This window comes from Roseovarius sp. B-10 (assembly GCF_056859295.1).
Genome location: NZ_JBSXOE010000042.1, coordinates 269,839 through 296,180, shown reverse-complemented (window position 1 = coordinate 296,180; position 26,342 = coordinate 269,839). Strand labels below are relative to the sequence as shown.

Sequence of the window (26,342 nt, the reverse complement as noted above, 5' to 3'; positions counted from 1 at the left end):
ACAGGCGGGGTGCGGAGCACGTAGAATTGACCATGGCGGAGGTCGTCCTCCTGAAAACTGCATGTTTGGCGTCAACAACCAAAACATACAATGTTTCAGATGGTTACGCTACCTCCGCCGCCTTCTCATGAATTTTTCGGGTTAGAAGGAGTGTGGGCGAGACGCGCGAAGGCTTCGCTCGTAGTTTCGAGGTGTCTAGAACCAAAGCTTGCCACGTTCCGTCCGCCCGGACCGTATCGGGCCTGAACGCTTTTGATATCATGGAGATTACGTTGTAGTTAATGGGCGGTCAGGCGTGGATAGACGCAGGTTTGGGTCGCGTTTTCGGCAAAGTAGCGTTTGCCATAAAGCAAGAAGCTGAGCAACGAGTGGATCATGAGAGAATTAACGATACTTGTCACGGTTTGTGTGGTCATCATTTTGATTTCCGTTGGGTCTGTTTTGCTGCTCTTCCTTCCTAGCGATTCCTTAGATGCTGTAGAGCGATCTGCAATCATAAGAAATTACATGCTAACAGCCGCTGCTCCAGGGGGAATAATTTTGGCCTTATGGAGACTGACCTCAATCGAAAAGGCACTCTCCAACGACACAGAGAAACTTTCAATTGAACGGCGAACGTCGGCGGTTAAACTTCTGAATTCTTCAGAAAGAGCAACAAAAGAGTTGGCGATTGACCTAATTGATCGACTGCGGAAAGAGGACTCAGGTGACGCGAACCTTCTCACAAATGCTCTCTATCGCTTCTTTCAAGAAGAGTATCGTGAAAGCCTTAGAGCAGCCCGCGAGGCGTTTAAGGCGGCTTGCGAGGAAGATATGGAGGCGGCTTATGATAAGTGGTTGAATCGTCCAATCCCCTCATCATCTCCGGGAAATTTCTTGCATGACTTCAATAAAATAAAGGAAGATCGCTTACACTTTGGGGTCTATCAACTAAGCCTCAGAGGTCGTCAATTCAGGGTGGATAGGAACATTATATTCTGGAGTTGTGATTTATCCGACGCCAAGATTATTATTACTGGTGGTTGTAAATTTATCGGATGCGATTTGTCTCGATCAAATCTAATTTTACACGACGTCCGTAAGACCTCTGATTTAAGCTTAAGCCATTGCAATATATCGCACTTGAAGATCGAACCATCCTTGCCCGAGGATTTTACATTACCGGAAGCGCGACGATCAGGATGGTTTTTTGAAGGTAGTCCGCCGGTTGTTGGTAATTACTTTGGCATGCCAAATCTTCAGGCTAGTGTGCCTTTCAGTTTTGAGAATGGAGGTAGTAGATCAGTGCCACGAGAGGAAATTCCGGCATTGATCTTGGGAGAAACTAGCTACGGAAGAGCAAGAGGGTTTCTCAGTCCTTTTGAGGATGACGACCAATCTCTGGCAAGCTACACGGATGACGTGGCAGAGAAGGTGGATAGCCCGCCCCAATGATCGTGTATAGGAGTCGGCAAGCGCAAGGCGCGGATCTCTCGCAGGTATTTGGTTTTCTTGATGTTTTCATGGTGCTGCTGGAGAGAATCGAACTCTCGACCTCTCCCTTACCAAGGGAGTGCTCTACCTCTGAGCTACAGCAGCGCCGATGTGGCGCGGTGATTAGACGCTTCTCGCCGGGGGCGCAAGGGGTAACTGGACGCTATTTCGCACCTCCTGTAAGAGGGGGGGCATGAGCGATAAACCCAAGCCAGAAACCCGCAAAGCCGCGCCGAAAGAGCGCGGGGACAGGCTCAAATCCGCCCTCAAGGCCAATCTCGCACGGCGCAAGGCACAGATGCGTGCGCGGGCCGCCGGAGAGGCCGGGCACACCGAGGCAGGGCACGGCGAAGAGCAGAAGGACTAGAGCCAAATGGATTCCATCGTCGTCACCGGCAACGGGCCGCTTCACGGGCAGATTCCCATTGCCGGGGCCAAGAACGCGTGCCTCACGCTGATGCCCGCCACGCTGCTGAGCGAAGAGCCGCTGACGTTGACCAACGCGCCGCGCCTGTCGGATATCCGCACCATGAGCACGCTGCTGGAATCGCTCGGCGCAGAGGTGGCGCAGATGCAGGGCGGGCAGGTGCTGACGCTGTCGTCGCATAGCATAACCAACCACCGCGCGGATTACGACATCGTGCGCAAGATGCGCGCCTCGATCCTCGTGCTCGGCCCGATGCTGGCGCGCGACGGGCACGCGGTGGTGTCGCTGCCCGGCGGCTGTGCCATCGGTGCGCGCCCCGTCGACCTGCACCTCAAGGCGCTAGAGGCGATGGGCGCCGAGCTCGACCTGCGCGACGGCTACGTGCACGCCCGCGCCCCCGGCGGGCTGCGGGGCGGCCGGGTCACGTTTCCCATGGTCTCGGTCGGGGCCACGGAAAACGCGCTGATGGCCGCGACGCTGGCGCGCGGCACCACGGTGATCGACAACGCCGCGCGCGAGCCCGAGATCGTCGATCTCGCGCAATGCCTGCGCAAGATGGGCGCGCAGATCGAGGGTGAGGGCACGCACACCATCACCATCGAGGGGGTGGACCGGCTCGGTGGCGCCACCCACGCGGTCGTGCCCGACCGCATCGAGCTTGGCACCTACATGCTCGCCCCCGCGATCTGCGGCGGCGAGGTGACTTGCCTTGGCGGGCGGATCGACCTGCTGGCCGCCTTCTGCGAGAAGCTCGACGAGGCGGGCATCGACGTGACCGAGACCGAGGCCGGCCTCACCGTCGCGCGCCGCAACGGCCGCGTGCGCGCCGTCGATGTGGTGACCGCGCCGTTCCCCGGCTTTCCCACCGATCTTCAGGCGCAGATGATGGCGCTCATGTGCACGGCCCAGGGCACCTCGGTGCTCGAGGAACGCATCTTCGAGAACCGCTTCATGCACGCACCCGAACTCATGCGCATGGGCGCGCAGATCGACGTGCAGGGCGGCACCGCCACCGTCACCGGCGTCGAGACGCTCAAGGGCGCGCCGGTGATGGCCACCGACCTGCGCGCCTCCGTCTCGCTCATCCTCGCGGGGCTCGCGGCCGAGGGCGAGACCATCGTCAACCGCGTCTACCACCTTGACCGCGGCTACGAGAGCGTCGAGGAAAAGCTGGGCGGCGTAGGCGCCAGAATCGAAAGGATTACCGGCCAATGACCGACGATGCCACGTTCGAGGACGGGCGCGAGACGCCGCTCAATCTGGGCGCCTTCGACCCTGACGATCTCAAGGTGATCTCGGCACTGGCGCAAGACGCCGTGTTTCCCATCACCGAAATGCGCTGGCAGGCGCGCCGTCACCGCTTCGCGCTGCTCCTCAACCGCTTCCGCTGGGAGGACGAGGGCCGCGAGCGTCACGGGCCGGAACGCGCGCAATCGCTTCTGGTTGTGGAAAACGTGCTCGGCGTGGCCAGTCAGGGCATCGACCGCGACGATCCCGATACCGTGCTGTCGCTGCTGTCGGTGACGTTCGAGCCGGGCGAGGAGGGCACGGGCCACCTGATCCTGACGCTCGCCGGCGACGGCGCGATCCGGCTCGAGATCGAGGCGCTGGAGGTCACGCTCCGCGACGTCACCCGCCCCTACCGCGCCCCCTCGGGCAAGGTTCCGTCACACGATTGATCCATCCCCGTGCCCATGGCGCATAAGCCCCGGGCACGGGGAGACCCGTGCCGCGTTACTCTTGCAGCGTTTCGAGGTAATAGGCGATCGACAGGATCCGCCCCCGCACCAGGACCTCCGCGCCGTAGGGCCCGGTATTCTCCAGTTCTGCCTTGAATCGGCTTCCCCAGACGGGCATCGGGTAGCCATGACCACGCGTCCCCTGGCGACCATCGATGGTGTGAATCACGTTTAGCATCGGATACGCGCCGTCATTGGCCGCGCTCAGCCCCGTCAACGAGGGCACCGGCACGGTCATTAACTCGGCCAGCGGGCCGTCTCCGGCCGCGCTCTCTCCGTGGCACGAGGCGCAGGCACTCATGTACTCAGCCTTGCCCAGCTCATCGGCCTGAACAGCACCGGCAAGAAGGCAGGTAATCGTCACGGAAACACTCTTGAAAATCGACGTCATTGTGTGTCCCTCCATGGAAACATTCGCGCATTTCATCGAAGAGCATTCGATAGCCGAGCATTACGGGTCACAGGGCGTGTGTCATTAATCTAGATCAGTGACATGTGAATATGTTTTGGTCTTGCTCCCTCACCTTCACGTGTTGAGACCCCCGGCACAACGTTCTATGGCTCTGGAGACCAAGGAGAGCACAATGCCTGTATTTCTGGACTCGACGGCGCCCGATTTCGAGACCCGGTTCACCGCCCTGCTCGGCACCAAGCGAGAGGACAGCGCGGACGTGGACGACACCGTCGCCGCGATCATCGCCGATATCCGCGCGCGCGGCGACGCGGCGCTGATAGAGCTGACCGCGAAATTCGACCGGGTGGCGCTCTCGCCCCAGACCCTGCGATTCTCCAGCGCCGAGATCGACGCGCTGGTGGCCGAGGTGCCCGATGCCGAGCGCGCCGCGCTGGATCTCGCCGCCGAGCGCATCCGCGCCTACCACGCCCGCCAGATGCCGCAGGACGAAAGCTGGACCGACCCCGACGGCGCCACCCTCGGCTGGCGATGGACGCCGGTTGGCGCGGCGGGGCTCTACGTCCCCGGCGGCCTCGCCTCCTACCCGTCCTCGGTGCTGATGAACGCGATTCCCGCCAAGGTGGCCGGGGTCGCGCGCCTCGCCATCACCGTGCCGATACCCGATGGCCGCGCCAACCCGCTGGTCCTCTTGGCCGCGCGCCTCGCCGGGGTGGACGAGATCTACCGCGTCGGCGGCGCGCAGGCCATCGCGGCGCTGGCCTACGGGACACAGAGCATCGCGCCCGTGGACAAGATCACCGGCCCCGGCAACGCCTACGTGGCGGCGGCCAAGCGGCGGGTCTTTGGCCGCGTCGGCATCGACATGATCGCCGGGCCTTCCGAAATCCTCGTCATCGCCGATGCGGGCCAGAACCCGGACTGGATCGCCCTCGACATGCTCAGCCAGGCCGAGCATGATGAGAGCGCGCAGGCCATCCTCATCACCGATGACGCAGCGCTCGCCCGCGACGTCGCCGCCGCCGTCGAGGCCCGGCTCGAAACGCTGGAGCGCCGCGCCATCGCGGGGGCAAGCTGGCGCGACTTCGGCGCCATCATCACCGTGCCCGACCTCGCCACCGCCGCGGCCCTGTCGAACCGCATCGCGCCAGAGCATCTGGAGCTTTGCGTCGCTGACCCGGACGCGCTCGCTACGCAGATCACCCATGCCGGCGCGATCTTCCTCGGCGCCTGGACGCCCGAGGCCATCGGCGATTACGTCGGCGGGCCCAACCACGTCCTGCCCACGGCGCGCTCGGCGCGGTTCTCGTCCGGGCTCTCGGTGATGGATTTCCTCAAGCGCACGACGCTGGCCAAGATGACCCCCGAGGCCCTCGCCAGGATCGGCCCCGCCGCCGAGACGCTGGCCAACGCCGAGAGCCTAGAGGCGCACGGGTTGTCGGTCCGCGCGCGGCTGGATTATTTGAACCGGTAGGGGAGGGGGATCGCCCCGCGCGGAATCAAGGCGTGCTTGCACGCCGCCGCGCGAGCGGTCATGCCGAAGGCATGCCCCCGGCATGACCCGCCCGCACGGGCGGGCGCTTTCCGACGTATCAAGCTGTTGATAAGATAGCAGTATCTTTCACTATAAATCACGCCGCCCCGCCGTCACAGCGCGCGCCCTGCGCCTGCCTCCCTCTCACCGACCGCCCAACCCTCCCCCGCGCGGAATCAAGGCGTGCCTGCACGCCGCCGCGCGAGCGCCCGACCGCCCCCAAGGGCGGGCGCTTTTGCAACGCTATAAGCAGCGGCAAACGAGGAAGTATCTTGCACCATAAAGCGCGCCGCCTGACCGAAACAGCGCCCACCCACGGTCGGCCGCCCGCGCGGCTCAGCGCATCGTTCCCGAGGTTCGTTACGGGCCGGACCCAAGCCGCAGCGTGAGGGAAGCCCACCATTGCCTCGCATCTTATGCTTGCCGCGCGCGATTATGGTCGGGTTTGCGCAGGGAGGGGACTTTGCAAAGTCTTGGGTCGCGCCATAAATCTTCGCCCCCTGCGATCCACGACTGCCGTTGACCGTATCAATGGATGCCATCCTACAGTTTAAGTGAAAGCGGACGTTGCTTCTTCTCCGGAAATACACCATTTTCACTACAGTGACTGTTCGAGGTCAGCGTTGAAGACTTTGGGTTTCACCGTCGGAGATGTTGGGGCGTGGCTGTTCATCCTCTGGGCTTGCGTGGACTTGTACATCAATCTCACCCTGCCGATGGAGGACTTCATGAAAGCAACGTTTAAGACTGGTATGGATGCTCTCGCGGTTCTGTGGGCCTAGTTGGGTGAGCAGCCACGCCAACCACAAGATGGCGGATCGGCCCTGGGTTTGAGCTGGTAGACCGCGAGGGGACGGTGCAAATCCGTCCCCCCACACCACAACTGCTCAACGCCGCCGCTCGTCAATAACGCGGATCGGACAATACGAGGCCAACACCTCATACGACGACGCGTCTTTTGTAGCCGCACGCATTTTGCGGCTCACAAAAAGGATACTTATATGGTTAAACTTACCATTTACCTCGACACATCTTCGTGGAACCATCTTCTCGGTGGGCAGATGTCATCGTTGGGACAGGCCATTGGCCAATCGGACTCTTGTATTCCTTGCTATTCCACTCAGACCATCCAAGAGCTTCTCGGGGCACGCAACGAGACGAAAAGAGAAGAATTAGACATACAGCTTGACGCAGTCGGCGCCAGATTTCTTGAGACAATTTCCGACACCGTAGGAAGCACGCCAACGGACTTCAGGATAACTGTCAAGAACCGCGATGAACGCAGGCAAATCCACGAAGATATGCAGAATTTCTTATCTGTCGGCGGCTTCGGACTTGGTGACTTTCTTCAGAAGCTTATTGGCGGAATTGAAACAACATCCTTTGAGGACGTATCCAAAATGGCGCTGACAGACCTTGATCGGCTGCTGGATTTTGATGTTTCAGAGTTCCCTCCCGAATTAGCGGAAATGGTCACGCGCGAGGCAGAAGCGAAGAAGACGCATGCCCGCAAAGCCCAGAACGATCTCTTGGAACAATTGAGCCAAGAGGATGGCATTCGGCTTGAACAGTTGGATCCTGCCCGCATCAACAACTTTACTGGAACGGGTGCTGTTGAACGGATCATTGAAGCAGCAAAACAACACGATGGCACCTCTGTTTTGGTTGAGGAGTTTCTTGGAGGGCCGTCTCGCATACCTTCAAATCGCGCTGATGCGCATCTAGTTGATCCAAGTTGGGAGAAAGTTTATCGGCTCGCGCAGCTCTTGTTCCTACTTGGTTATTGGAGGGAGCCAAAACATCGGAAGGATACGGAGAGAGCGAGGATTGATTTTTCTGGAGGACAAGCGGACATTTGCCACATCGCAAATGCATGCTTCTGCAGTGTTTTCCATACTTCAGATAGGCCGCAAGCCTATCTCGCGGCGGCTGTATATGACCACCTTAAAGTCCCAGCGGCGGTTCTCCTATACACTCCAAAGACCGATGCAGAAACAATGCTGCACGCACCAACAAGCATTCAGGCAATTGATGAGTGAAGTGTTTTCCTGGCAGTACAGGCTGTAGTCAGGGTGACCTTAGCACAATGTCCGCTTCCGTGTTGAGACTAGGGTGCGTTCGCATGCGCAGTGAGTATCCGAAGACCGCCGTGCCTGCGGATGGGCCAGCTTGTGGACACGCAGAATGAATGTCGTCCTTGGGGCTGACTCCCGGCATTCGTAACGTTCCTGAGTATGGCCACTGCTAGGCCCCCCCTTCACCTCCCCAACACCCCCCTCTCGAACGCCGCCCTTCGCTCCGCCTCGGCCTGCCGGCTCACGGCATCGCGGCGGCGGGCGAGGGTGTCGAGGCGTTCTCTCATGCGCCATTCGGAATAGACCGCGCTCTCGTGGTCGAGGGTCCACAGCGCCCGCGCCTCCGTCACCGTCACGAGCCCCGCCACCGGATGCCCGCGCCGCATCACGATCCGCTGCTGCCCGCTCAGCCGCACCTCGTCGAGGCAGGCACCCAGCGAGCGGCGCAGCGTCTCGATGGTGATCTCGGGAACGGGGGGAAATATCTGCTCGGTCATGGCCGTCCTCTGGATTGGGACGGACAGCCTCGCGCGGGGCGGTGAACAAATCGTTACCCCCGCGCACGCGAAAGGGCGCGAACCGTGCGGTTCACGCCCCGAACCTGTAGCTTCGTGGCGAGGGACGGGCCGCTGCGGGCCCGGTCTCAGCCCGGTTTCAGCCCTGCCGCGCCTTGAACTTGCGGTGGGTCTTGTTGATGACGTAAACGCGGCCCTTGCGGCGCACGACACGGCAATCGCGGTGCCGGTTCTTCAGAGAACGCAGCGAATTGCGCACCTTCATGGTCGTCTCCTGTCTGTCGCGGCACGCGCCGGCGCACCTGGGGTTGCGGGTGTTACGTGCTTGACACGCAACGATAATTCGATGGTGGGCGATACAAGGTTCGAACTTGTGATCCCTTCGATGTCAACGAAGTGCTCTACCGCTGAGCTAATCGCCCTGACCCGGCCCCCCGCCCCCCGTAACAAAGAGGGGCGCGGAATTCCGCGCCGGTCCGCTGGCGTATAAAAGGAGTCGGGGGAGGGATCAAGGGCTTTTAGCGCTGCGATTTCCGTCTATTATATCCCCCGAGGAGTCCCCGATGCCCAAGGCCGCGTATCATCTCACCCACCCCGAGCGCCGCACCACGTCGGTGGTGTTCGCCTCTCCGCATAGCGGGCGGGACTATTCGTGGTCCTTCCTGCGGCGCACGCGGCTCAACGAACATTCGGTGCGCTCATCCGAAGATGCCTATGTAGATCAACTGTTTGACAGTGCCCCACGGGCCGGCGCGCCGCTCTTGCGGGCGGGGGCGCCGCGCGCATATGTCGATCTCAACCGAAGCCCGGACGAGCTTGACCCGGCGCTGATCGAGGGGGTCAGCCGGCAGGGCCACAACCCCCGCATCGCCTCGGGCCTCGGCGTCATCCCCCGCGTCGTCGCCAACGGTCGCGCGATCTATTCCGGCAAGATCACCCTCGCCGAGGCCCGCCACCGCATCGACGACTTCTGGCACCCGTATCACGAGGCGCTGCAGGGCCAGCTGGACCAGGCGCACCTGATGTTCGGGCAGGCGATCCTGATAGATTGCCACTCCATGCCCCACGAGGCGATGGACTCGGTCGCGAGCCGCGGCCTCCGCCGCCCCGAGGTCGTGCTGGGCGACCGGTTCGGCGCGGCGGCCGACGGCGAGATCGTGGACCGGATCGAAGCCGCCTTTACCCGTGCCGGGCTCATGGTCACGCGCAACACGCCCTTTGCCGGGGCCTATATCACGCAGGCCTACGGGCGCCCCTCGCGCGGGCGCCACGCCGTTCAGATCGAGATCGACCGCGCGCTCTACATGAACGAGCGGCTGATCCGTCCAAACGGAAATTTCGAGGCATTCCGGCGGCTTATGTGCGGTGTTATCCAAGAGATCACCGAGATCGGGCGCGCGCAGGCGATGCCGCTCGCTGCCGAGTGATCGCCTGTCCGGCGACCGTGCCGTGGGCGTCGTGCTGGCCGGCGGCGGTGCGTTCGGAACCGCGCATGTGGGTGCCTTGCGTGCCATGTCCGAGGCCGGCATTCCCGTGGACTACATCGGCGGCACCAGCTTCGGGGCGGCGATGGCGGCGGCCATCGCGCAGGCGCTTCCGGTCGAAGAGATCATGCGCCGCTGCAACGAGATATTCGTGACCAGCCGCGCGATGAACCGTCTTAATGTGCCGCTCTACTCGGTACTCGATCACCGCATATTCGATGCGCAGTTGGCCAAGCTCTTCGGCGATGGCCTGATCGAGGATCTGGCGATGCCGTTCTTCGCGGTCTCGTCCAACCTGTCGCGCAACGATATCCATGTCCACCGGGCCGGACCGTTATGGAAAGCCGTGCGATCCTCCGGCTCCATCCCCGCGCTTCTTCCGCCCATCCTGACCGGCGAGGGGGAGGTGCTGATTGATGGCGGGTTGCTGGAGAACGTGCCGTTGGAGACGATGCGACAGGTCAAATCGGGGCCGAGTATCGTCTTTGATTTCAACAATGGCAGCAACTGGCAGGTGCAGGCGGATTATGATGCTCTGCCCGGACGTCTGGGCGCGCTGCGCGGCTTCCTGTTCAAGCGTAGCCGCAAGAACCGGTTCCCGCGCATCCCCTCGATCCTGTCCCGGTCCATGATCATCAACTCCCGACGCGAGACAGGGCGGATGGACATGGGCCGCGACATCCTCGTCAAGTTGCCGACCGCACCGCGCGCCAATTTTCTGGACTGGACCAAGGGCCAGCAGAATTACGAGATTGGCCATCAGACCCTGGCGACGGCTCTGGCCGAAACCGATCCTGGGGCCGCGCCCGATGTCAGAATGCGAGACGCCGCGCGTCGAATGGCCGAGAGTGATCTCGCGGGCTGATCTACGCGGTTCATTCGCAGTATCGCGTCGCAGGGTTGCAATATAGCTTTACCGGGAGTTCGGAACCGAAGTCCGCTCACGAGCGGCGTGCCCTACCGTAGCGACCGCCCCTTTACGATCGCGTCCGGGCCGAAACGCGCGCGGATAGCATCGGTGGCGCGCTCCGCTTTGGCGCGGCGCGGCGCTGCGGGGTCGAGAAGATCGCCCGCGCGATCAGCCTCTGCCGCGGCCACGAGATCCGACAGCCCCACCCCGACAAGCCGCCACGCCGCCCCGGCGGTTACATGGTCCATCAACCCGCGTGCCGCACGATATAGCGTGTCGGCCAGTTGCGTGGGCTCGCGCAGGGCGTGCCTGCGGGTGATGATCCGATGGTCGCTGTGCTTGAGCTTGAGCGTCACGACCCGCCCCGCGAGCGCGCGCGCCTTGGCCCGGTCCGCCACCTTTTCCGACAGCCGCCACAGGTGCCCGTCGAGCAGGTCGGGATCGGCGATATCCTCGCCGAAGGTGGTCTCGTTCGAGATCGACTTGACTGGCGCGTTCGCCGTGACGCGCCTGCGGTCCTGTCCCCGCGCGAGGTGCCACAGCCGATCCCCCATTGACCCAAAACGGGCCACGAGATCGGACCGCTCCCATCTCAGCAGGTCGGCAAAGCTGCGGATGCCGGCGTCGTGCAGGGCCGCGCGCGTGGCCTGGCCCACCCCCCAGATCAGGCTCACCGGCTGCTCGCGCAGGAAATCGGCGGTCTCGGCGCGCCCGATCACCGAGAACCCCTGCGGCTTGTCGAGGTCCGAGGCGATTTTCGCGAGGAACTTGTTGTGGCTCAGCCCGATGGAGCCTGTGAGCCCAAGCTCGTCGCGCATCCTCCGGACGAGCCGCGCCAAAACCACGGCGGGCGGTGCGCCATGCAATCGCGCGGTGCCGGTGAGGTCGAGAAACGCCTCGTCGAGCGAGAGCGGCTCCACCGCCGGGGTGAGATCGAGCATCATCGCGCGGATGGCGCGCGACACCTCGGCATAGGTCTCCATCCGTGGCCGGATCACCACCGCCTCGGGGCACAGCCGCAGCGCCTGGAACATCGGCATGGCCGAGCGCACGCCGCGGATGCGCGCAACATAGCAGGCGGTCGAGACCACACCGCGCCGCCCGCCGCCGATGATGACGGGCTTGTGTGCAAGCTCGGGATTGTCGCGCTTTTCCACGCTTGCGTAGAATGCGTCGCAGTCCATGTGCGCGATGCTCAACTCCCACAATTCGGGATGCGCCACGATCCGGGGACTGCCACAGGCGGGGCAGCGCGGGGCGCGCTCGAACGGGTGCAGGCAATCGCGACAGAGGCTGGGCATGACGCGAACAGTCTAATGCATGTTGCTCAAGAGTGGGACACGATTTCGCGCGCCACGAAGACCCGCCGGCCGACAGTTTGCCGCGAACCTGGAGGATTGCTTTTACCTTCACCGGCCACGGGGCGGGATGCCCGGACCACGCTACTGCGCGCGAAAGCGCTCGGGGTCCCAGGCGGCGAGCACGCCTGAATTATCGTCGCTGTCGTATTCGTAGAGCGTTTCCTCGGTCACGCCGGGGATCTGCGCGAAATCGTCGGCGGTCTTCTTCGGGAACCACGCGCTGCGCACCCGGCCGGGAAACAGCTCTCCGAGAATGCGCGATGTCGCCAGCGAGCATTGCGCCGAGGGCACCGGGCCGTTGGCTTCGATCAGTCGGATGGCGCGCGCGGCCAGTTCCGGCGACACGTCGAGCTGCTGGATACGTACGTGATAGGTCTTGCGTGCGTGGTAGCGGGTATAGACGTCCGCCACCGCCGGGGTGATGCCGTAGAGCACGTCATCGCGTTCGGGCAGCGAGCGAAGGCTGTTGAACGAGCCGGCGGGATCGAAGATCACCCGCTGCGGGCCGTTGATCATCAGCGCGGAATGCGCGCCCGCGCCGCTGCGGTTGTTGATCATCGTGTAGAGGGTCAGCCGCGGCGGCCCGTCATGGCGATAGGCCGCGTGCGCCACCTCCTCCCGCGTCGAGAGGACCGATTCGGCTGCACAGCCAGCCAGAAACAGTGCGGCGCCAAGCGCCAGAAGGATCGACCGCATATTGTCCCCCGGTCCGACTAAGGGTCAGGCGTTGACCATCGCGAGAAAGATCAGGAAGACGGCTATGCCGACGACCGACCAGACGGTCATCTTGATAAAACCCTCGAAGGTCTTTTCCTGAACGGTGGTATCCATTTCGCCATGCTTGTGGTCGGCCATGTCCTGCGGTCCTCTTGTCTTTGAACTCCGGGTCGGGAGCGAATTACTGCATTTCCGGCGCGCTGTCACGCGCCAAGACGTGGGCGGCGCTCACTCGGCCTCGATATCCTGCGCGAGACGAAAGCCGATGCGCGTGGGCGGGGCCTCCTCGACCTGCTTGGGCAGCGCGCGCAGCATCACGCTGAGTTGGCTGACATGCTGGACAAGCTGCGTGCGCATCCCCAGCTGGTCCTGACCGTAGAAGGTGACGATATCGGGGTCGAAATAGCCCATCCCCTCGATGTGAATGGTGCCAGCGTCCGACCCGGCAAAGCCCATCGCCACCTCGTGCGCCTCGTCGAGCGTTTCCTCGAAATTGCGGATGTAGAGGATGAGCCGCTCATAGGCCCAGCGGGCGGGGCTCTTGTCCTCTGCCGGGCCGTTCTTGAGCGCTTTCGCCGCTGTCTCGATACAGGGCTGGCCGGGCTTGGAATGCACCTCGTGGGCGCGCGGCATGGCGGCTGCCTCGGCATGTTCGGCGGTGGTCTCGATACGGTCGGTCATGGGCACCCCGGCTGTTCCTGATCGCGAACCTTCCAGAGCCACGCACCGTCTGCGCGCCGCCAGCGGGTCACCTCTCCAGCGTGCATCAGGTGGTTGAGATGCGCAACGGATTCCACCAGTGCAAGCCCGTAGGTTCCGGCCTCCACCCGCCGCTTGAACAATAGCGGAAAGCAGTCGGCGGCGGTGTGCGGCTCGATCAGGAAATCGCGCAGCCGGTCGAGCGCGGCGTGGTGGTTTCCAGCCAGTTGCCGCATCCTCAGCGGCAGCCCGGTAAAGGGCAGCTTGTGCCCTGGCAGCACGAGGTGATCCTCGCGCGCGTGCTCGGCCAGCCGGGCGCAGGCGGCGAGCCAGTCCGACAGAGGGTCGGCCTCGGGCTCGGTGGGGTAGACGCCGATATTGGGGCTGATGCCGGGCAGGATCTGGTCGCCGGCGATCACCAACGCGTCGTCGCGGGACCAGAGTGTCAGATGGTCGGGCGCGTGCCCGCCGCCGAAATGCACGTCCCAGTCGCGCCCGCCTGCGCGGATCACCGCGCCGTCCCTCACGCGCGTGTAACCCACGGGCAGGGGCGCACAGGTGTCGGAGAAATTGTAGGGGCGCTGCTGCGCGCGGGCCTCGAATATGTCGGGGTCCATGCCGCCCGCGCGCGAAAATTCCAGCGCCTGCGGCGTGGGCCGCTCCTCGACGTCGAGGATCAGCATCCGCGCCATTAGCCAGCTTGTCCGCGAGGCCCACAGCGCCGCTCCGAACCGCTCCATCAGCCAGCCCGCCATGCCGACATGGTCGGGGTGATGATGGGTCAGGATCACCCGGCCCACCGGCTTTCCCTGCAAGGGGCCTGCAAGGATCGTCTCCCACAGTGCCACGGCCCTGCGCGAGTGGATGCCGGTATCGACGATGGTCCAGCTATCGCCCTCGTCGAGCGCGTAGACATTGACATGGTCGAGCACCATTGGCAGCGGCAGGCGCAGCCACAGCACGCCGGGCGCGACCTCGGTGGCGCAGCCCTCCGGTGGGGGGCTGTCCCACGGGTGGCGGATGATCTCTCCCCCGTCCATCAGACCGTGAAATCCCCGGGCGTGAGAGCATAGAGGTCGCCCGCCCCGGCGCAGGCATGGGCGAAATGGCCCGCGTGCTCGGGCAGGAGCCGGGTGACGTAGAACCGTGCGAGCCGCGTGCGAGGGCCGTCCCCACCCTCGGCCTGCGCCGCGCGCAGGTGGAAATGCGCGCCCAGCACCCGGGCAAAGCCGCGCAGGTATGGCATCGCCCCGGCAAAGCGCTCGGTCATGTCGGATTGTGCGAGCATCCAGTCGGTGGCCTCGCGCAGGCTCTCGGTCGCCTGCCAGACCGGCCCGGCAAGGTCTGGCAGGGTAGTGCGCGCGCCCTCGGCCTGTGCCTCGATCTCGTCGATCAGCGCCAGCACGGCCTCGCCCCCGTCGGCGAGCTTGCGGCCCACGAGATCCATCGCCTGGATCCCGTTGGTGCCCTCGTAGATCGCCGTCACCCGCACGTCGCGCAGATACTGCGCCGCGCCCGTCTCCTCGATATAGCCCATGCCGCCGTGAAGCTGCACGCCGGTGTTGGCCACATTGATGCCGGTCTCGGTGCCGCAGACCTTGGCGATAGGCGTGAGCAGCGCGGCGCGTGCCCGCCAGTGATCGGCGCCGGTCGCGGTCTCCATATCGGTGGCCTTGGCGCAGGCCAGCGCGATGGCGCGCGCGGCGAAGGTCTCGGCGCGCATCGAGGCCAGCATCCGGCGCACATTGGCGTGGTCGATGATCGTGCCGCTTCCATCGCCGACCGGGGTGCGTCCCTGTCGGCGCTCCTGCGCATAGGCGAGGGCGTGTTGATAGGCCGCCTCGGCCACGCCCACGCCTTGTCCGCCCACGCCGAGGCGGGCGTTGTTCATCATGGTGAACATCGCACGCATGCCCTGATGTGGCTCGCCCACGAGCCAGCCGGTTGCGCCGTCATACTGCATCACGCAGGTGGGGCTGCCGTTCAGGCCCATCTTGTGTTCGAGGCTGACCACGCTCAGCGCATTGCGCTCGCCGGGATTTCCTTGCGGATCGGGAATGAACTTGGGCACCAGAAACAGGCTGATCCCCTTGGTGCCCGGCACACCGTCGGGCAGCCGCGCGAGCACGAGGTGGCAGACGTTTTCCGTGAAATCGTTATCGCCCCAGGAGATGTAGATCTTCTGGCCCGTTATGGCATAGGTGCCGTCACCATTGGGCTCGGCGCGGGTGCGCAGCGCGCCCACGTCCGAGCCTGCCTGCGATTCGGTCAGGTTCATGGTGCCCGACCATTCCCCGCTTACGAGTCTGGGCAGGTAGAGGGCCTTCAACTCGTCGCTCGCGTGATGCTCGATCGCCTCGATCTGGCCTTGTGTCATCAAGGGGGCGAGTTGCAGCGACAGGCAGGCCGCTGCCATCATCTCGTTGACCGCCGTGGTCAGCACCATAGGCAGCCCCATGCCGCCGTGATCAGGGTCCGCACTGATCGCGATCCAGCCACCCTCGGCGATCGCGCGGTAGCCGTCGGCGAAACCGGGCGAGGTCCGCACCACGCCATTCTCCATGTGCGCGGGGTGCAGGTCGCCCGCGCGGTTCAACGGGCTGAGCACCTCCTCGCACATGCGCCCCGCCTCCGTCAGGATCGCGTCGGTCATGTCCGGTGCTGCCTCGGCAAAACGGTCGGTAGCGGCCACCTCGGGCAGGCCGATCACATGCTCGAAGAGAAAGCGATAATCCTCGACAGGGGCGCGATAGGGCATTGTCACTCATCCTTTCCATCCTGCCGGCGCGGCTTGGCAAGCGGGCCGCGGGGCTGTATTCAACCTCTTCCCGCCGAGGGTAGCCGGTGGCGCCGTGGCGGCAAGCGAAACGCCGCGTCAGGGGTTCTAGATGCCAAATGCAACCGAAACATTGCAAGCGGATGCGCAAGGCTTTGCCCGCGCCGCCGCCATCTGGCGCGCGGGCGGGCTCGTGGCCTTTCCCACCGAGACGGTCTATGGCCTCGGCGCCGATGCCGCCAATGACCGCGCGGTGGCCGCGATTTTCGAGGCCAAGGAGCGGCCGCGCTTCAACCCGCTGATCGTGCATGTCGATAGCGCCGAGCGCGCGCGCGACTTCGTGGACTGGTCGGACGCGGCGGAGATCGTGGCGAGCGCGTTCTGGCCGGGGCCGCTGACGCTGGTGTTGCCATTGCGGCAGGGCGCGAGGGTGTCGCCGCTGGTGACGGCGGATCTGCCGACGCTCGCCGTGCGGGTGCCCGCGCACCCGGTGGCGCGGGCGCTATTGGCCGAGTTCGGCGGGCCGGTTGCTGCCCCTTCGGCCAATCCTTCAGGACGGATCAGCCCAACCGAGGCGGCGCATGTGCTGGCCGGACTGGACGGGCGGATCGCGGCGGTGGTGGATGGCGGGGCCTGCCCGGTGGGGGTGGAATCGACCATCCTCGGGCTGGCGGGCGATCCGGTGCTGCTGCGCCCCGGCGGCGTGCCGGTCGAGGTGCTGGAGGCGGCGCTAGGTACCCCGGTCGCGCAGCGTGGCGAGGCCGACGCGTTGACCGCACCGGGGCAGATGCACTCGCATTACGCGCCAGGCGCGAGGGTGCGGCTCAATGCGACGGAGCGGCAGGCAGGCGAGGCGATGCTGGGCTTCGGCGCGGTGGCGGGCGATCTGAGCCTGTCGGAGACGGGTGATCTGGTCGAGGCGGCGGCAAACCTCTTTCACCACCTCCACGCGCTCGACGCGACCGGTGCGGCAGGGATTGCCGTGGCCCCCATTCCGGAGCGGGGCCTTGGACGGGCGATCAACGACCGGTTGCGACGCGCGGCGGCCCCCCGGGACTAGGGGGCGCTGCCCCCGTCGCGCATCCGCGCGACTCCCCCGGAGTATTTTCACCAAAGAGAAGCCGGGGCCGTCAGCCCAGAAGGGCGAGACCTGCAAAAAGCGTGAGCGCGCCGGCCGAGATGGCGAAGATCACGTTGCGCATGAAATATCCGATGGAGAGGGTGACGAGGGCGGCGGCCATGCGCGGGGCGTCGAGCGTGCCGCCGGTGGCGGCGGGCCAGACAACCAGCGGCGCGACCAGCCCCGGCAGCACCGCCACCGCCGTGTAACGCAGGTGCCGCAGCAGCCAGGCGGGCAGCGGGCGGTCGCCTATGAGCCCGAGAAAGACGAAGCGCAGCCCGAACGTTCCGAGGCCGAGCGCGGCGATGAAGAGCCACAGGGCGGGTCCTTCGATCATGTCCGGCCCTCCTTGCGGCGTTCGAGCACGACCTCGGCCTGCGCACCCGCCATCATGCCCGCGATCCCCGCCAGCAGCAGCCCGAGGTTGTAGGGCAGCCACGCCAGCGCCAACGCCAGCGTCACCGACACCAGCGCCGCCACCATGTGGGCGGGGGTGCGCAGCATCGGACCGATCATCGCGAGAAAGGTGATGGGCAGCGCGAAATCGAGCGGCAGCCCCGTGGGCACCGCGTTGCCGACCAGTGCGCCGACGAGGGTGAACACGTACCAAAGCGGGCAGATCGGTGTGACAACGCCAAAGAAGTAGGCCAGGCGCGCGGGCACCGACCAGTGCGGCTCCTGCTCGAATTTCACCACCGCGCAGGCATAGCTCTGATCGACGGTGAAGTAGGCTGCGATCGCGCGCTGCCACAGCGGCGCCGCCCCGAGCCACGGGGTGAGCGAGGCCGAGTACATCGCCATGCGCAGGTTGACCGCCAGCGCCGAGACGAGCGCGATGAGCGTCGGCGCGTTGTCGGTCAGCAGTTGCAGCGCCGCGAACTGCGCCGCGCCCGCGATCACCAGCACGGAAAACGCCATCGTTTCCGCGATGTGCAGTCCCGCCTCGGTACCGACCACGCCGAACAGCATCGAGAACGGCACGATCACGAGGATGAAGGGCGCGCCGTCGCGCACGCCTTGCCAATAGGGCGAATTGGTGCTTTGGCTGGACACTGTCGGGGGCGCTCCGGGCTGGTTGCGCCCTTGGCCTATCGGATGCGAGGAGGAGATTCAATTGACCGCTCAAAGCGATATTCCGGACTATCTCATCGCGCCCGATCCCGGTGCGGCGCGGCTCACCCGCGCGGTCGAGGGGGTGGATCACGAGGGAAATCCTGCGCACATCTCGGTGGTCGAGGAACGGCCCCTGACGATCTTTCTCAACGGTCAGGAAATCGTGACGGCGATGACCATCGGGGATTATCCCGAGTATCTCGCGCTCGGCTTCCTGCGCAATCAGGGGATGCTGGCGCCGGATGAGGTGGTGCGCGGTGTAGATTACGATGACGACCTGGAAACGGTGGTGGTGCGCACCGACGGACAGACGTCCTACGAGGAAAAGCTGAAAAAGAAGACCCGCACCAGTGGCTGTGCCGTGGGCACGGTCTTCGGCGACATGATGGAGGGGCTGGAGGAGGTGCGTCTGCCGCAGGTGGAGGTGCGCACATCGGACCTCTACGCGCTGGCCGCCAAGATCAACCGCACCCCGTCGCTCTATCTCGAGGCAGGGGCGATCCACGGCACGGTGCTGTGCCAGGGAGCGCGCCCGCTCGTCTACATGGAGGATGTCGGCCGCCACAACGCGGTGGACAAGATCGCCGGCTGGATGTTCTCCGAAGGCGTGCGCCCGGACGACAAGACGCTCTACACCACCGGGCGACTGACCTCGGAGATGGTGATCAAGACCGCGCTGATGGGCATTCCGGTGCTGGCCTCGCGCTCGGGCTTCACCGCCTGGGGGGTGGAAATCGCGCGCGAGGTGGGGCTCACGCTGATTGGCCGGATGCGCGGGCGGCGGTTTGTCTGCCTGAGCGGGGAAGACCGGGTCCTGCGCGACGCCGACCCCGCGAGCGTGGCCGAGGAAAGCCCGAAGCATCGCCGCAAGAGCGCCCAAGGATGAGCGCTCCGCCCGGCGTGATCCTCGCGGGCGGACAGGCCACGCGGATGGGCGGTGGCGACAAGGGGCTGCTGCCGCTTGGCGAGGCGACGATCCTCGATCATGTCCTCGACCGGCTTGCACCGCAGGCGGGTGCGCTGGCGCTCAACGCCAATGGCGATGCGACACGGTTCGCACGGTTCGGCCTTCCGGTTCTGCCCGACCCGGTCGAGGGTTTTCCCGGGCCGCTGGCGGGGGTGCTTGCCGGGCTCGACTGGGCCGCGGGCAATGGGGCTGAGGCCATCGTGACTGTGGCTGCCGACACGCCGTTCTTTCCCCGTGACCTCGTGGCGCGCTTCCAGGCGGCTGCGGAGGGGATGGATCACCCGTTGGTGCTGGCAGCCACGCCGCGCGGCGCGGAAGAGACCAAGTCTATGAGCCGCGGCGGGCAGGTGCGCCACCCCACCTTCGGCCTCTGGCCCGTGGCGCTGCGCGACGATCTGCGCGCCGCTCTGGAGGGTGGCCTGCGCAAGATCGTGCTCTGGACCGACAAGCATGGCGGGTGCGAGGCGCTATTCGAGGATCCGGACGCCTTTTTCAACGTCAACACGCCCGGGGACCTGGACCTCGCGCAGAGGAGGGCAGGGGCATGAGGCTCTACGGTGTCACCGGCTGGAAAAATGCAGGGAAAACCGGGCTGATGGAGCGGCTGGTGACCGAGATCACCGCGCGGGGCTACTCGGTCTCGACGATCAAGCACGCGCATCACAGCTTTGACGTCGATCATCCGGGCAAGGACAGCCATCGCCACCGGGTCGCGGGGGCGACCGAGGTGCTGTTGGCCTCGCGCAACCGCTTTGCGCTGATGCACGAGATGCGCGGTGAGGGCGAGCCCGCGCTGGAGGCGCTGTTGCAGAAGCTGAGCCCCGTCGATCTGGTGCTGATCGAGGGCTACAAGCGCGACCGCCACCCCAAGGTCGAGGCGTTCCGCGCCGAAACGGGCAACGCGATGATCGCCACGGATGATCCGACGATCCGCGCGGTGGCGAGCGACGTGCCTCTCGATCTGGACCGGCCGGTGTTCGATCTGGACGATACGGGGGGTATCGCGGATTTCATTCTCGCAGAGGTGGGGCTTTGACCCCATTCGACACGGTCGCGATGCTCGACTGGTCCGGGGGTAACGATACCGGCCCGCGCCCGCGACGCGACGCGATCTGGCTGGGGGTCGTGCGGGGCGAGGTGGAGGAAGACCCGCGCTACCTGCGCAACCGGGACGAGGCCGAAGCGGCGCTCGCCGCGCTGATCGAGGGCGAGCGCGCGGCGGGGCGCAGGCTGCTCATCGGGGTGGATTTTCCCTTCGGTTTTCCGGCGGGGTTTTCCGCGACCTTGACGGGCCACGCCGATCCCTTTGCCGTCTGGGATTGGCTGGAGGACCGGATCGAGGACACGCCGAAAGCGAACAACCGTTTCGACGTGGCGGCCGAAATCAACGCGCGCTTTCCCGGGGTGGGGCCGTTCTGGTTCAACGGGCTGAGGCGCGATATTGCTGGCCTGCCGCGCAAGGATACGCGCACGGGGCATGGAATGGCCGAGCGGCGCGTGGCGGATGCGCGTGCGCCGGGCGCCTTTTCATGCTGGCAGATGGGCGGCGCGGGGGCTGTCGGCGGGCAGGTGCTGACCGGGCTGCCGGTGCTGGGTCGCCTGCGGCGCAGGTTTTCCGGGCAGGTGGCGGTCTGGCCGTTCGAGCCGTTCGACGCGCCGGTAGCGCTGGTCGAGACATGGCCGGGGCTCATTAACGGGGCCGTGAAACGGGCCGAGGCGGCGGGCGGCATTCGCGACGCGCACCAGGTGCGGTTGATGGCGCGTGCGATGGACCGCTTGCCTCGCGACCGCCTCGCCATCATGCTGGCGGTGGAGGCGCCCGAGGAGGGCTGGATTCTCGGCCTGGGCCACGAGGAGGAATTGATGAAAGCCTGCGACGACCCCCTGAAACCGCCCCCCTTGCGCGACGATTGTTTCGCACTGCCTGCGGGCGTGGACTGGACGCCGGTGGATGACGCCTTGGCGATGCTGCGCGACCGGCTGCGCGCGGTGGTGGGGCAGGAGCGGTTGCCGCTCGGCGACGCGGCGGGGCGGGTGCTGGCGGCCCCGGTGGTGGCGCGGCGCGCCAACCCGCCGGAGGCGAACACGGCGGTGGATGGCTATGGGTTTGCCCATGCGTCGCTCGGCGAGGGCGATCAGGTGTTGCCGCTGGTGGAGGGGCGCGCGGCGGCCGGGATGCCCTATCGGGGCGCCGTGCCGCCGGGCCATGCCGTGCGGGTACTGACCGGCGCGGCGCTGCCAGAGGGCGTCGATACGGTGGTATTGCAGGAGGACGTGACACTCGGGCAGGGGCGCATCGCCTTTCGTGGGGGGCTAAAGCCGGGCGCGAACACGCGGCGCGCCGGTGAGGATGTCGAGGCGGACGCGACCGTGCTGGAGGCGGGGCGCGTTCTGACCCCTGCCGATCTGGCGCTTTGTGCCGCCGTGGGGCTGGCTGACCTCCCTGTTTTCAAGCGGTTGCGCGTGGCGGTGATCTCCACCGGGGATGAGCTGGTCGAGCCGGGAGAGGCGGCGCGCGCGGGACAGATTTACGACGCCAACCGGCCCATGCTGGCAGCACTTGTGCGGCAGGCGGGATACGATCTCGTCGATCTCGGGCGGGTGGCCGACGACCGCGCCGCCCTGCGCGCGGCGATGGACCGGGGCGCGGCGGAGGCGGATGTGATCCTGACCTCGGGTGGTGCGTCCTCGGGCGACGAGGATCACGTCTCGGCGCTGCTGAACGAGGCAGGGGCGATGGCGGAGTGGCGGATCGCGCTCAAGCCGGGGCGGCCGCTGGCGCTCGGGATGTGGGCCGGCGTGCCGGTTTTTGGCCTGCCGGGCAACCCGGTTGCGGCGTTGGTGTGCACGCTGGTCTTCGCGCGGCCTGCCATGGCGGTGCTCTCGGGGGCCGAGTGGTGCGCGCCGCAGGGCTTTGACGTGCCCGCTGCGTTCGAGAAGCGCAAGAAACCGGGGCGTCGCGAATACCTGCGCGCGCGCATCCGCGACGGCCGCGCCGAGGTGTTCCAGTCCGAGGGTTCGGGGCGCATAAGCGGGCTGAGCTGGGCCGAGGGGCTGGTCGAACTGCCCGACGGCGCGGCGGACATCTACCCCGGCGACCCGGTGCGCTACATCCCGTTCGGCAGTTTTTCAGGCGCCTGAAACGCCTTCTCCTCCTCGGCGCGCAGCGCCCGAACCTTGCGGTTCAGCGTGCGAATCGTGCGATTGAGGCAGAGCTTGCCGCCTCGGGGCTGTGCCACTCCATCGGCCGCCCGACCGCCTGATTCAGGTCGCTCTCCAGTCAGCCTGGCCGTCGGCGCGGGCAGGCCGTTCCTCCTGTTCGGAGATGGACGACTCCCGCCAAGTATTTGAGCCAAGAAGACGCAGTGGGTCAGTCACCGGGTGGGCAGACATGGACATGGGTGTCCCATGTCGCGCAGGCCTCGGCGAGGGCAGAAGGCAGCGGCAGGTCGGTGAAGACGTGATCGACGTCGCGGATCGAGCCGATGCGCACCGGCGCGCTGCGCTGGAATTTAGAGTGGTCGGCCACGAGCATCACCTCGCGCGAACGTTTCAGAAGGGTCTGGCCGACGAGCACCTCCTGGATGTCGAAATCGAGCATGTCGCCGTCCTCGTCGAGGGCCGAGCAGCCGAGGATCGCGTGGTCGAACTTGAAATTCTCGATGGCGCGCGCGGTGAGGTGGCCCACGAGCCCATTATCGGAGCGTCGCAGCGCGCCGCCGGCGAGCACGATCTCGCAATCGGGGTTGGCCAGCAGGGTTTGCGCCACGTTCATGTTGTTGGTCACCACCATCAGGTTGCGGTGGTCGAGCAGCGCCTGCGCCACCGCCTCTGTGGTGGTGCCGATGTCGAGAAAGAGCGATGTCGCGTCGGGGATGGCCGCCGCGCACGCGCGACCGATCGCCGTCTTGGCCGATTCGTTGAGGCGGCGGCGTTCCTCGTAGAGGATGTTGCTCACGCCCGAGGGCAGGATCGCGCCGCCGTGCACGCGCTCAAGCTTGCCGGCGTTGGCAAGCTCTGTGAGGTCGCGGCGGATGGTCTGGACGGTGACGTTGAAGCGTTCGGCGAGGTTCTCGACCATCACCTTTCCCTCGGCGCGGGCGATCTCGAGGATATCGGGCTGGCGAAACGATTGCGACATGGCGGACCTCGCTGGCTGAGTGTTCGATTATGTTCGTTTTTTCGCCCACCGCAAGGGCGTGTGTGGCCTGCGTTGTGATGTCGGTCAATGTAGTGCTCTGCCAAAAGAGAGCAAAAACGAACATTCGTTATTGACTGAAACGCGCGAATGCTGTTTCGTTTACTTTCATGTGAGGGAGGGCATGCGCGTGGAGGAGGCTGACGGCGATATTGTTGATCTGTTCGTCATCGGGGGCGGGATCAACGGCTGTGGTATCGCGCGGGATGCTGCCGGGCGCGGGCTTTCGGTCGAGCTCGCGGAGATGCACGACCTGGCGTCGGCCACGTCCTCGGCATCGACCAAGCTGTTCCACGGCGGGCTGCGTTACCTCGAGTATTTCGAGATACGGCTGGTGCGCGAGGCGCTGATAGAGCGCGAGACGCTGCTCCGGGCGATGCCGCATATAAGCTGGCCGATGCGGTTTGTACTCCCCTGGCATCGTGACATGCGGTTCGAGGGCGAGACACCGGTCTCGCGCATTCTGAATGTCGTGATGCCGTGGATGAAGGGCCGGCGTCCGGCATGGCTGATTCGGCTGGGCCTGTTTCTCTACGATCACCTTGGCGGACGCGAGATATTGCCCGGTACGAAAACGCTCGACCTGACGCAGGGGCCCGAGGGCCGGCCGCTCAAGGACAAGTTCACCCGCGCGTTCGAGTATTCCGATTGCTGGATCGAGGACAGCCGCCTCGTTGTGCTCAACGCGCGCGATGCCGAGGCGCGGGGCGCACGCATCCGGGTGCGCACGCGCGTCGCCGGGGCAGAGCGCCGGGACGGGCTATGGCATGTCCGACTGGAGGGCGGCGAGCCCTCAACGGTGCGCGCGCGCGCCATTGTCAATGCCGGGGGGCCGTGGGTGAGCGATGTCATCACCGGCACGCTGCGGCTCAATTCCAGCGAAGGCGTGCGGCTGGTGCGCGGCAGCCACATAGTGACGCGCAAGCTCTATGACCACGACAAGTGCTATTTCTTTCAGGGCGAGGACGGGCGGATCATATTCGCGATTCCCTACGAGGGCGATTTCACCCTCATCGGCACCACCGATGTCGAACACGACGACCCCGACACGGCCCCCGAATGCACCCCCGAGGAAGCGGCCTACCTGTGCCGGTTCGCAAGCGAATATTTTGCGCGACCCGTGACCGAGGCGGATATCGTCTGGAGCTATTCCGGCGTTCGCCCGCTCTACGATGACGGGGCGAAATCGGCCACGGCGGCAACGCGCGACTACGTGCTGTCGCTCGATGAAACCGGGGGGGCGCCGCTCCTGAACGTCTTTGGCGGCAAGATCACCACCTACCGGCGGCTGGCGGAATCGGCGATGGCGCGGCTGGCGCCTCATTTCCCGCGTGCGGGGGCTGCGTGGACTGCGGGGGTGCCGCTGCCGGGCGGGGACTTCGCCGTTGACGGGGTCGGGGCGCTGACCGAAAGTCTGGAGTCGCGATATCCGTTCCTGGAGGCGGGCCATGCGCCGCGGCTGGTGCGTGCCTATGGAACAGAGGCTGCGCATGTGCTGGGTGATGCGCACGAGGCCGCCGATCTGGGCCGCGATTTCGGCGCGACGCTGACCGAGGCGGAGGTGCGCTGGCAGATGACGCACGAATATGCACGAGAGGCGGCGGACGTGGTCTGGCGACGCACGCGGCTGGGGCTGAAGATGACCGAGGATCAGATCGCCGCGCTCGATGACTGGATGCGCGCGGCGCGCGCGCCCGGCGCAGCGGCGAAGGGGAGGGCCAAGGCGTGACGCTGACACTTGAGGGCATATCGAAGGTGGTGGGCGGCGAGGTGCATATCCACCCCACCGATCTGAGCCTTGCGCCCGGCACGATGAACGTGCTGCTAGGGCCCACGCTGGCGGGCAAGACCTCGCTCATGCGCCTGATGGCCGGACTCGATGCGCCCGCCACGGGGCGCATCCTGTGGCAGGGGCAGGATGTGACGGGGATGCGGGTTCAGGACCGCGCGGTGGCGATGGTCTATCAGCAATTCATCAACTACCCGTCGATGAACGTCTATGACAACATCGCCTCGCCGCTGCGCCTGCAGGGCAAAGCGGCGGACGAGATCGACCGGGGCGTGCGCGAGACCGCCGAGATGCTGAAGCTCACCCCGATGCTCGACCGCAAGCCGCTGGAGCTGTCTGGCGGGCAGCAGCAGCGCTGCGCGTTGGCGCGGGCGCTGGTCAAGGGGGCGGGGCTGGTGCTTCTCGACGAGCCGCTGGCCAATCTCGACTACAAGCTGCGCGAGGAATTGCGCCTCGAGATCCCGCGCATCTTCGAGGAGTCCGGCGCGATCTTTGTCTATGCCACGACCGAGCCCGAGGAGGCGCTGCTTCTGGGTGGCAACACCGCGACGCTGTGGGAGGGGCGGATCACGCAGTTCGGGCCGACGGCGGAAGTCTATCGTCAGCCCGCCGACGCCACCACCGCGCGGGTATTTTCCGACCCACCGATGAATTTCCTGGATGTGACCAAGACAGGCGACCGGATCGGATTTGGCGATGCGCAGGAGGTGCCCGCGCTGGGCGCGCTGGCGCGGCTCGGGGACGGGGAGTACATCGTGGGGTTCCGGCCCAACCATCTGGAAATCGAGCGGCACGGCGACGAGGTGATGGGTTTTGACACGCGGCTCAGCGTGACCGAGATCACCGGGTCGGAAACTTTTGTGCATCTCGACCATCACGGAGAGCGCTGGGTGGGGCTCATCCACGGGGTGCGCGATCTGGAGATCGGCGCTGAACTGCGGGTCTGGCTCGATCCCGCGCATGTCTACGTGTTCGGAACCGATGGCGCGCTGGTCGCGCCCGCGTCCTATGCGCAGGCGGCCTGAGGGGGGAA

Annotated in this window: 27 protein-coding genes and 2 tRNA genes; 15 read left to right on the top strand and 14 right to left on the bottom strand. The window is 65.5% G+C overall.

Annotated elements, in window-relative coordinates; all coding sequences use genetic code 11:
* The first annotated feature begins 375 nt into the window (after positions 1-375).
* Positions 376-1,434: a hypothetical protein gene (locus tag AC13D8_RS19125; RefSeq protein ID WP_482970160.1), complete on the top strand. Its 1,059-nt coding sequence runs from the start codon at positions 376-378 to the stop codon at positions 1,432-1,434.
* Positions 1,435-1,503: 69 nt separating this feature from the next.
* Here the strand turns inward: AC13D8_RS19125 and AC13D8_RS19120 are convergent.
* Positions 1,504-1,578 (bottom strand) — tRNA-Thr (locus tag AC13D8_RS19120).
* A gap of 88 nt (positions 1,579-1,666) precedes the next feature.
* Here AC13D8_RS19120 and AC13D8_RS19115 point away from each other — a divergent pair.
* The 3 genes from AC13D8_RS19115 to AC13D8_RS19105 are packed head-to-tail and all read left to right on the top strand — an operon-like array spanning position 1,667 to position 3,579.
* On the top strand, positions 1,667-1,840 hold the full coding sequence (locus AC13D8_RS19115) for a hypothetical protein (protein ID WP_165375324.1): 174 nt from the start codon (positions 1,667-1,669) through the stop codon (positions 1,838-1,840).
* Between the two features lie 6 nt (positions 1,841-1,846).
* Positions 1,847-3,115, top strand: coding sequence for a UDP-N-acetylglucosamine 1-carboxyvinyltransferase (gene murA / locus AC13D8_RS19110; protein ID WP_482970159.1), 1,269 nt, complete (start codon positions 1,847-1,849; stop codon positions 3,113-3,115).
* A complete protein-coding gene (locus AC13D8_RS19105; RefSeq protein ID WP_482970158.1) occupies positions 3,112-3,579 on the top strand; it encodes a DUF2948 family protein in 468 nt (155 codons plus the stop codon). Before murA ends, AC13D8_RS19105 begins: the two co-directional genes overlap by 4 nt.
* A gap of 55 nt (positions 3,580-3,634) precedes the next feature.
* Here the strand turns inward: AC13D8_RS19105 and AC13D8_RS19100 are convergent, their stop codons facing one another.
* Positions 3,635-4,030 carry a c-type cytochrome gene (locus tag AC13D8_RS19100; RefSeq protein ID WP_482970157.1) on the bottom strand — a complete coding sequence of 132 codons (396 nt, stop codon included), beginning with the start codon at positions 4,028-4,030 and terminating at the stop codon, positions 3,635-3,637.
* Between the two features lie 193 nt (positions 4,031-4,223).
* Here AC13D8_RS19100 and hisD point away from each other — a divergent pair, with 193 nt between their 5' ends.
* Together hisD and AC13D8_RS19090 are read left to right on the top strand one after the other, a co-directional pair.
* Positions 4,224-5,525: a histidinol dehydrogenase gene (gene hisD, locus AC13D8_RS19095; RefSeq protein ID WP_482970156.1), complete on the top strand. Its 1,302-nt coding sequence runs from the start codon at positions 4,224-4,226 to the stop codon at positions 5,523-5,525.
* A 1,061-nt stretch (positions 5,526-6,586) separates the two neighbouring features.
* Complete coding sequence (locus AC13D8_RS19090; protein WP_482970155.1) at positions 6,587-7,624, top strand: hypothetical protein; 1,038 nt, start codon at positions 6,587-6,589, stop codon at positions 7,622-7,624.
* Between the two features lie 218 nt (positions 7,625-7,842).
* Here AC13D8_RS19090 and AC13D8_RS19085 read toward each other — a convergent pair whose 3' ends face one another.
* The 3 genes from AC13D8_RS19085 to AC13D8_RS19075 form a co-directional block, all read right to left on the bottom strand.
* Positions 7,843-8,157 carry a hypothetical protein gene (locus AC13D8_RS19085; protein WP_482970154.1) on the bottom strand — a complete coding sequence of 105 codons (315 nt, stop codon included), beginning with the start codon at positions 8,155-8,157 and terminating at the stop codon, positions 7,843-7,845.
* 157 nt (positions 8,158-8,314) lie between these two features.
* Entirely contained in the window at positions 8,315-8,440 is a 126-nt protein-coding gene (gene ykgO / locus AC13D8_RS19080) for a type B 50S ribosomal protein L36 (protein ID WP_092695232.1), read from the bottom strand.
* Between the two features lie 82 nt (positions 8,441-8,522).
* Positions 8,523-8,597: transfer RNA gene (locus AC13D8_RS19075), tRNA-Val, on the bottom strand.
* A 141-nt stretch (positions 8,598-8,738) separates the two neighbouring features.
* Here AC13D8_RS19075 and AC13D8_RS19070 point away from each other — a divergent pair.
* Positions 8,739-9,602 carry an N-formylglutamate amidohydrolase gene (locus tag AC13D8_RS19070; RefSeq protein ID WP_129434494.1) on the top strand — a complete coding sequence of 288 codons (864 nt, stop codon included), beginning with the start codon at positions 8,739-8,741 and terminating at the stop codon, positions 9,600-9,602.
* Between the two features lie 22 nt (positions 9,603-9,624).
* Positions 9,625-10,524, top strand: coding sequence for a patatin-like phospholipase family protein (locus AC13D8_RS19065; protein WP_482970153.1), 900 nt, complete (start codon positions 9,625-9,627; stop codon positions 10,522-10,524).
* A 92-nt stretch (positions 10,525-10,616) separates the two neighbouring features.
* Here AC13D8_RS19065 and AC13D8_RS19060 read toward each other — a convergent pair whose 3' ends face one another.
* The 6 genes from AC13D8_RS19060 to AC13D8_RS19035 all read right to left on the bottom strand — a co-directional run bounded on the left by AC13D8_RS19060 (position 10,617) and on the right by AC13D8_RS19035 (position 16,104).
* On the bottom strand, positions 10,617-11,870 hold the full coding sequence (locus AC13D8_RS19060; RefSeq protein ID WP_482970152.1) for a DNA polymerase IV: 1,254 nt from the start codon (positions 11,868-11,870) through the stop codon (positions 10,617-10,619).
* A 141-nt stretch (positions 11,871-12,011) separates the two neighbouring features.
* Positions 12,012-12,626: a hypothetical protein gene (locus AC13D8_RS19055; protein ID WP_482970151.1), complete on the bottom strand. Its 615-nt coding sequence runs from the start codon at positions 12,624-12,626 to the stop codon at positions 12,012-12,014.
* A gap of 24 nt (positions 12,627-12,650) precedes the next feature.
* Positions 12,651-12,785, bottom strand: a complete 135-nt coding sequence (locus tag AC13D8_RS19050) for an aa3-type cytochrome c oxidase subunit IV (protein ID WP_104019501.1) — start codon at positions 12,783-12,785, stop codon at positions 12,651-12,653.
* Between the two features lie 90 nt (positions 12,786-12,875).
* Positions 12,876-13,328 (bottom strand): DUF6173 family protein, encoded by a 453-nt coding sequence (locus AC13D8_RS19045; protein WP_129434503.1) that lies wholly within the window; start codon positions 13,326-13,328, stop codon positions 12,876-12,878.
* Positions 13,325-14,386 carry an MBL fold metallo-hydrolase gene (locus AC13D8_RS19040; protein ID WP_482970150.1) on the bottom strand — a complete coding sequence of 354 codons (1,062 nt, stop codon included), beginning with the start codon at positions 14,384-14,386 and terminating at the stop codon, positions 13,325-13,327. The genes AC13D8_RS19045 and AC13D8_RS19040 overlap by 4 nt, the downstream gene beginning before the upstream one ends.
* Entirely contained in the window at positions 14,386-16,104 is a 1,719-nt protein-coding gene (locus AC13D8_RS19035; protein WP_482970149.1) for an acyl-CoA dehydrogenase, read from the bottom strand. The genes AC13D8_RS19040 and AC13D8_RS19035 overlap by 1 nt, the downstream gene beginning before the upstream one ends.
* A 130-nt stretch (positions 16,105-16,234) precedes the next feature.
* Between AC13D8_RS19035 and AC13D8_RS19030 the strand changes: the two genes are divergently transcribed.
* Positions 16,235-17,182, top strand: coding sequence for an L-threonylcarbamoyladenylate synthase (locus AC13D8_RS19030; RefSeq protein ID WP_482970148.1), 948 nt, complete (start codon positions 16,235-16,237; stop codon positions 17,180-17,182).
* Between the two features lie 70 nt (positions 17,183-17,252).
* On the opposite strand, the gene AC13D8_RS19025 is transcribed toward AC13D8_RS19030, so the two are convergent.
* Positions 17,253-17,579 (bottom strand): AzlD domain-containing protein, encoded by a 327-nt coding sequence (locus tag AC13D8_RS19025; RefSeq protein ID WP_482970147.1) that lies wholly within the window; start codon positions 17,577-17,579, stop codon positions 17,253-17,255.
* Positions 17,576-18,295, bottom strand: coding sequence for an AzlC family ABC transporter permease (locus AC13D8_RS19020; RefSeq protein ID WP_482970146.1), 720 nt, complete (start codon positions 18,293-18,295; stop codon positions 17,576-17,578). The genes AC13D8_RS19025 and AC13D8_RS19020 overlap by 4 nt, the downstream gene beginning before the upstream one ends.
* Before the next feature lie 61 nt (positions 18,296-18,356).
* Here AC13D8_RS19020 and AC13D8_RS19015 point away from each other — a divergent pair, with 61 nt between their 5' ends.
* The 4 genes from AC13D8_RS19015 to AC13D8_RS19000 are packed head-to-tail and all read left to right on the top strand — an operon-like array spanning position 18,357 to position 22,463.
* Positions 18,357-19,241: a formate dehydrogenase accessory sulfurtransferase FdhD gene (locus tag AC13D8_RS19015; protein WP_241691175.1), complete on the top strand. Its 885-nt coding sequence runs from the start codon at positions 18,357-18,359 to the stop codon at positions 19,239-19,241.
* Positions 19,238-19,870: a molybdenum cofactor guanylyltransferase MobA gene (gene mobA, locus AC13D8_RS19010; protein ID WP_482970145.1), complete on the top strand. Its 633-nt coding sequence runs from the start codon at positions 19,238-19,240 to the stop codon at positions 19,868-19,870. The genes AC13D8_RS19015 and mobA overlap by 4 nt, the downstream gene beginning before the upstream one ends.
* A complete protein-coding gene (gene mobB, locus AC13D8_RS19005; protein ID WP_104019487.1) occupies positions 19,867-20,358 on the top strand; it encodes a molybdopterin-guanine dinucleotide biosynthesis protein B in 492 nt (163 codons plus the stop codon). Before mobA ends, mobB begins: the two co-directional genes overlap by 4 nt.
* Positions 20,355-22,463 carry a molybdopterin-binding protein gene (locus AC13D8_RS19000; protein ID WP_482970144.1) on the top strand — a complete coding sequence of 703 codons (2,109 nt, stop codon included), beginning with the start codon at positions 20,355-20,357 and terminating at the stop codon, positions 22,461-22,463. Before mobB ends, AC13D8_RS19000 begins: the two co-directional genes overlap by 4 nt.
* A 229-nt stretch (positions 22,464-22,692) precedes the next feature.
* On the opposite strand, the gene AC13D8_RS18995 is transcribed toward AC13D8_RS19000, so the two are convergent.
* Positions 22,693-23,463, bottom strand: coding sequence for a DeoR/GlpR family DNA-binding transcription regulator (locus AC13D8_RS18995; protein ID WP_482970143.1), 771 nt, complete (start codon positions 23,461-23,463; stop codon positions 22,693-22,695).
* 181 nt (positions 23,464-23,644) lie between these two features.
* On the opposite strand from AC13D8_RS18995, the gene glpD reads away from it, so the two are divergent.
* Both glpD and AC13D8_RS18985 read left to right on the top strand, forming a co-directional pair.
* The gene (glpD, locus tag AC13D8_RS18990) at positions 23,645-25,249 is read left to right on the top strand and encodes a glycerol-3-phosphate dehydrogenase (RefSeq protein WP_482970142.1); all 1,605 of its coding nucleotides are present in this window, start codon (positions 23,645-23,647) and stop codon (positions 25,247-25,249) included.
* Positions 25,246-26,334, top strand: a complete 1,089-nt coding sequence (locus tag AC13D8_RS18985; protein WP_482970141.1) for an ABC transporter ATP-binding protein — start codon at positions 25,246-25,248, stop codon at positions 26,332-26,334. Before glpD ends, AC13D8_RS18985 begins: the two co-directional genes overlap by 4 nt.
* Positions 26,335-26,342: the final 8 nt, after the last annotated feature.

Excerpts from the sequence above, each read along its gene's own strand:
- mobB (WP_104019487.1), top strand. The coding sequence starts at position 19,867 with ATGAGGCTCTACGGTGTCACCGGCTGGAAAAATGCAGGGAAAACCGGG.
- AC13D8_RS19105 (WP_482970158.1), top strand. The coding sequence starts at position 3,112 with ATGACCGACGATGCCACGTTCGAGGACGGGCGCGAGACGCCGCTCAAT.
- AC13D8_RS18995 (WP_482970143.1), bottom strand. The coding sequence starts at position 23,463 with ATGTCGCAATCGTTTCGCCAGCCCGATATCCTCGAGATCGCCCGCGCC.
- AC13D8_RS19040 (WP_482970150.1), bottom strand. The coding sequence starts at position 14,386 with ATGGACGGGGGAGAGATCATCCGCCACCCGTGGGACAGCCCCCCACCG.
- AC13D8_RS19115 (WP_165375324.1), top strand. The coding sequence starts at position 1,667 with ATGAGCGATAAACCCAAGCCAGAAACCCGCAAAGCCGCGCCGAAAGAG.
- mobA (WP_482970145.1), top strand. The coding sequence starts at position 19,238 with ATGAGCGCTCCGCCCGGCGTGATCCTCGCGGGCGGACAGGCCACGCGG.
- murA (WP_482970159.1), top strand. The coding sequence starts at position 1,847 with ATGGATTCCATCGTCGTCACCGGCAACGGGCCGCTTCACGGGCAGATT.
- AC13D8_RS19085 (WP_482970154.1), bottom strand. The coding sequence starts at position 8,157 with ATGACCGAGCAGATATTTCCCCCCGTTCCCGAGATCACCATCGAGACG.
- ykgO (WP_092695232.1), bottom strand. The coding sequence starts at position 8,440 with ATGAAGGTGCGCAATTCGCTGCGTTCTCTGAAGAACCGGCACCGCGAT.
- AC13D8_RS19045 (WP_129434503.1), bottom strand. The coding sequence starts at position 13,328 with ATGACCGACCGTATCGAGACCACCGCCGAACATGCCGAGGCAGCCGCC.
- AC13D8_RS19060 (WP_482970152.1), bottom strand. The coding sequence starts at position 11,870 with ATGCCCAGCCTCTGTCGCGATTGCCTGCACCCGTTCGAGCGCGCCCCG.
- glpD (WP_482970142.1), top strand. The coding sequence starts at position 23,645 with ATGCGCGTGGAGGAGGCTGACGGCGATATTGTTGATCTGTTCGTCATC.
- AC13D8_RS19090 (WP_482970155.1), top strand. The coding sequence starts at position 6,587 with ATGGTTAAACTTACCATTTACCTCGACACATCTTCGTGGAACCATCTT.
- AC13D8_RS19070 (WP_129434494.1), top strand. The coding sequence starts at position 8,739 with ATGCCCAAGGCCGCGTATCATCTCACCCACCCCGAGCGCCGCACCACG.
- AC13D8_RS19125 (WP_482970160.1), top strand. The coding sequence starts at position 376 with ATGAGAGAATTAACGATACTTGTCACGGTTTGTGTGGTCATCATTTTG.
- AC13D8_RS19055 (WP_482970151.1), bottom strand. The coding sequence starts at position 12,626 with ATGCGGTCGATCCTTCTGGCGCTTGGCGCCGCACTGTTTCTGGCTGGC.
- AC13D8_RS19030 (WP_482970148.1), top strand. The coding sequence starts at position 16,235 with ATGCCAAATGCAACCGAAACATTGCAAGCGGATGCGCAAGGCTTTGCC.
- AC13D8_RS19035 (WP_482970149.1), bottom strand. The coding sequence starts at position 16,104 with ATGCCCTATCGCGCCCCTGTCGAGGATTATCGCTTTCTCTTCGAGCAT.
- AC13D8_RS19025 (WP_482970147.1), bottom strand. The coding sequence starts at position 17,579 with ATGATCGAAGGACCCGCCCTGTGGCTCTTCATCGCCGCGCTCGGCCTC.
- AC13D8_RS19050 (WP_104019501.1), bottom strand. The coding sequence starts at position 12,785 with ATGGCCGACCACAAGCATGGCGAAATGGATACCACCGTTCAGGAAAAG.
- hisD (WP_482970156.1), top strand. The coding sequence starts at position 4,224 with ATGCCTGTATTTCTGGACTCGACGGCGCCCGATTTCGAGACCCGGTTC.
- AC13D8_RS19100 (WP_482970157.1), bottom strand. The coding sequence starts at position 4,030 with ATGACGTCGATTTTCAAGAGTGTTTCCGTGACGATTACCTGCCTTCTT.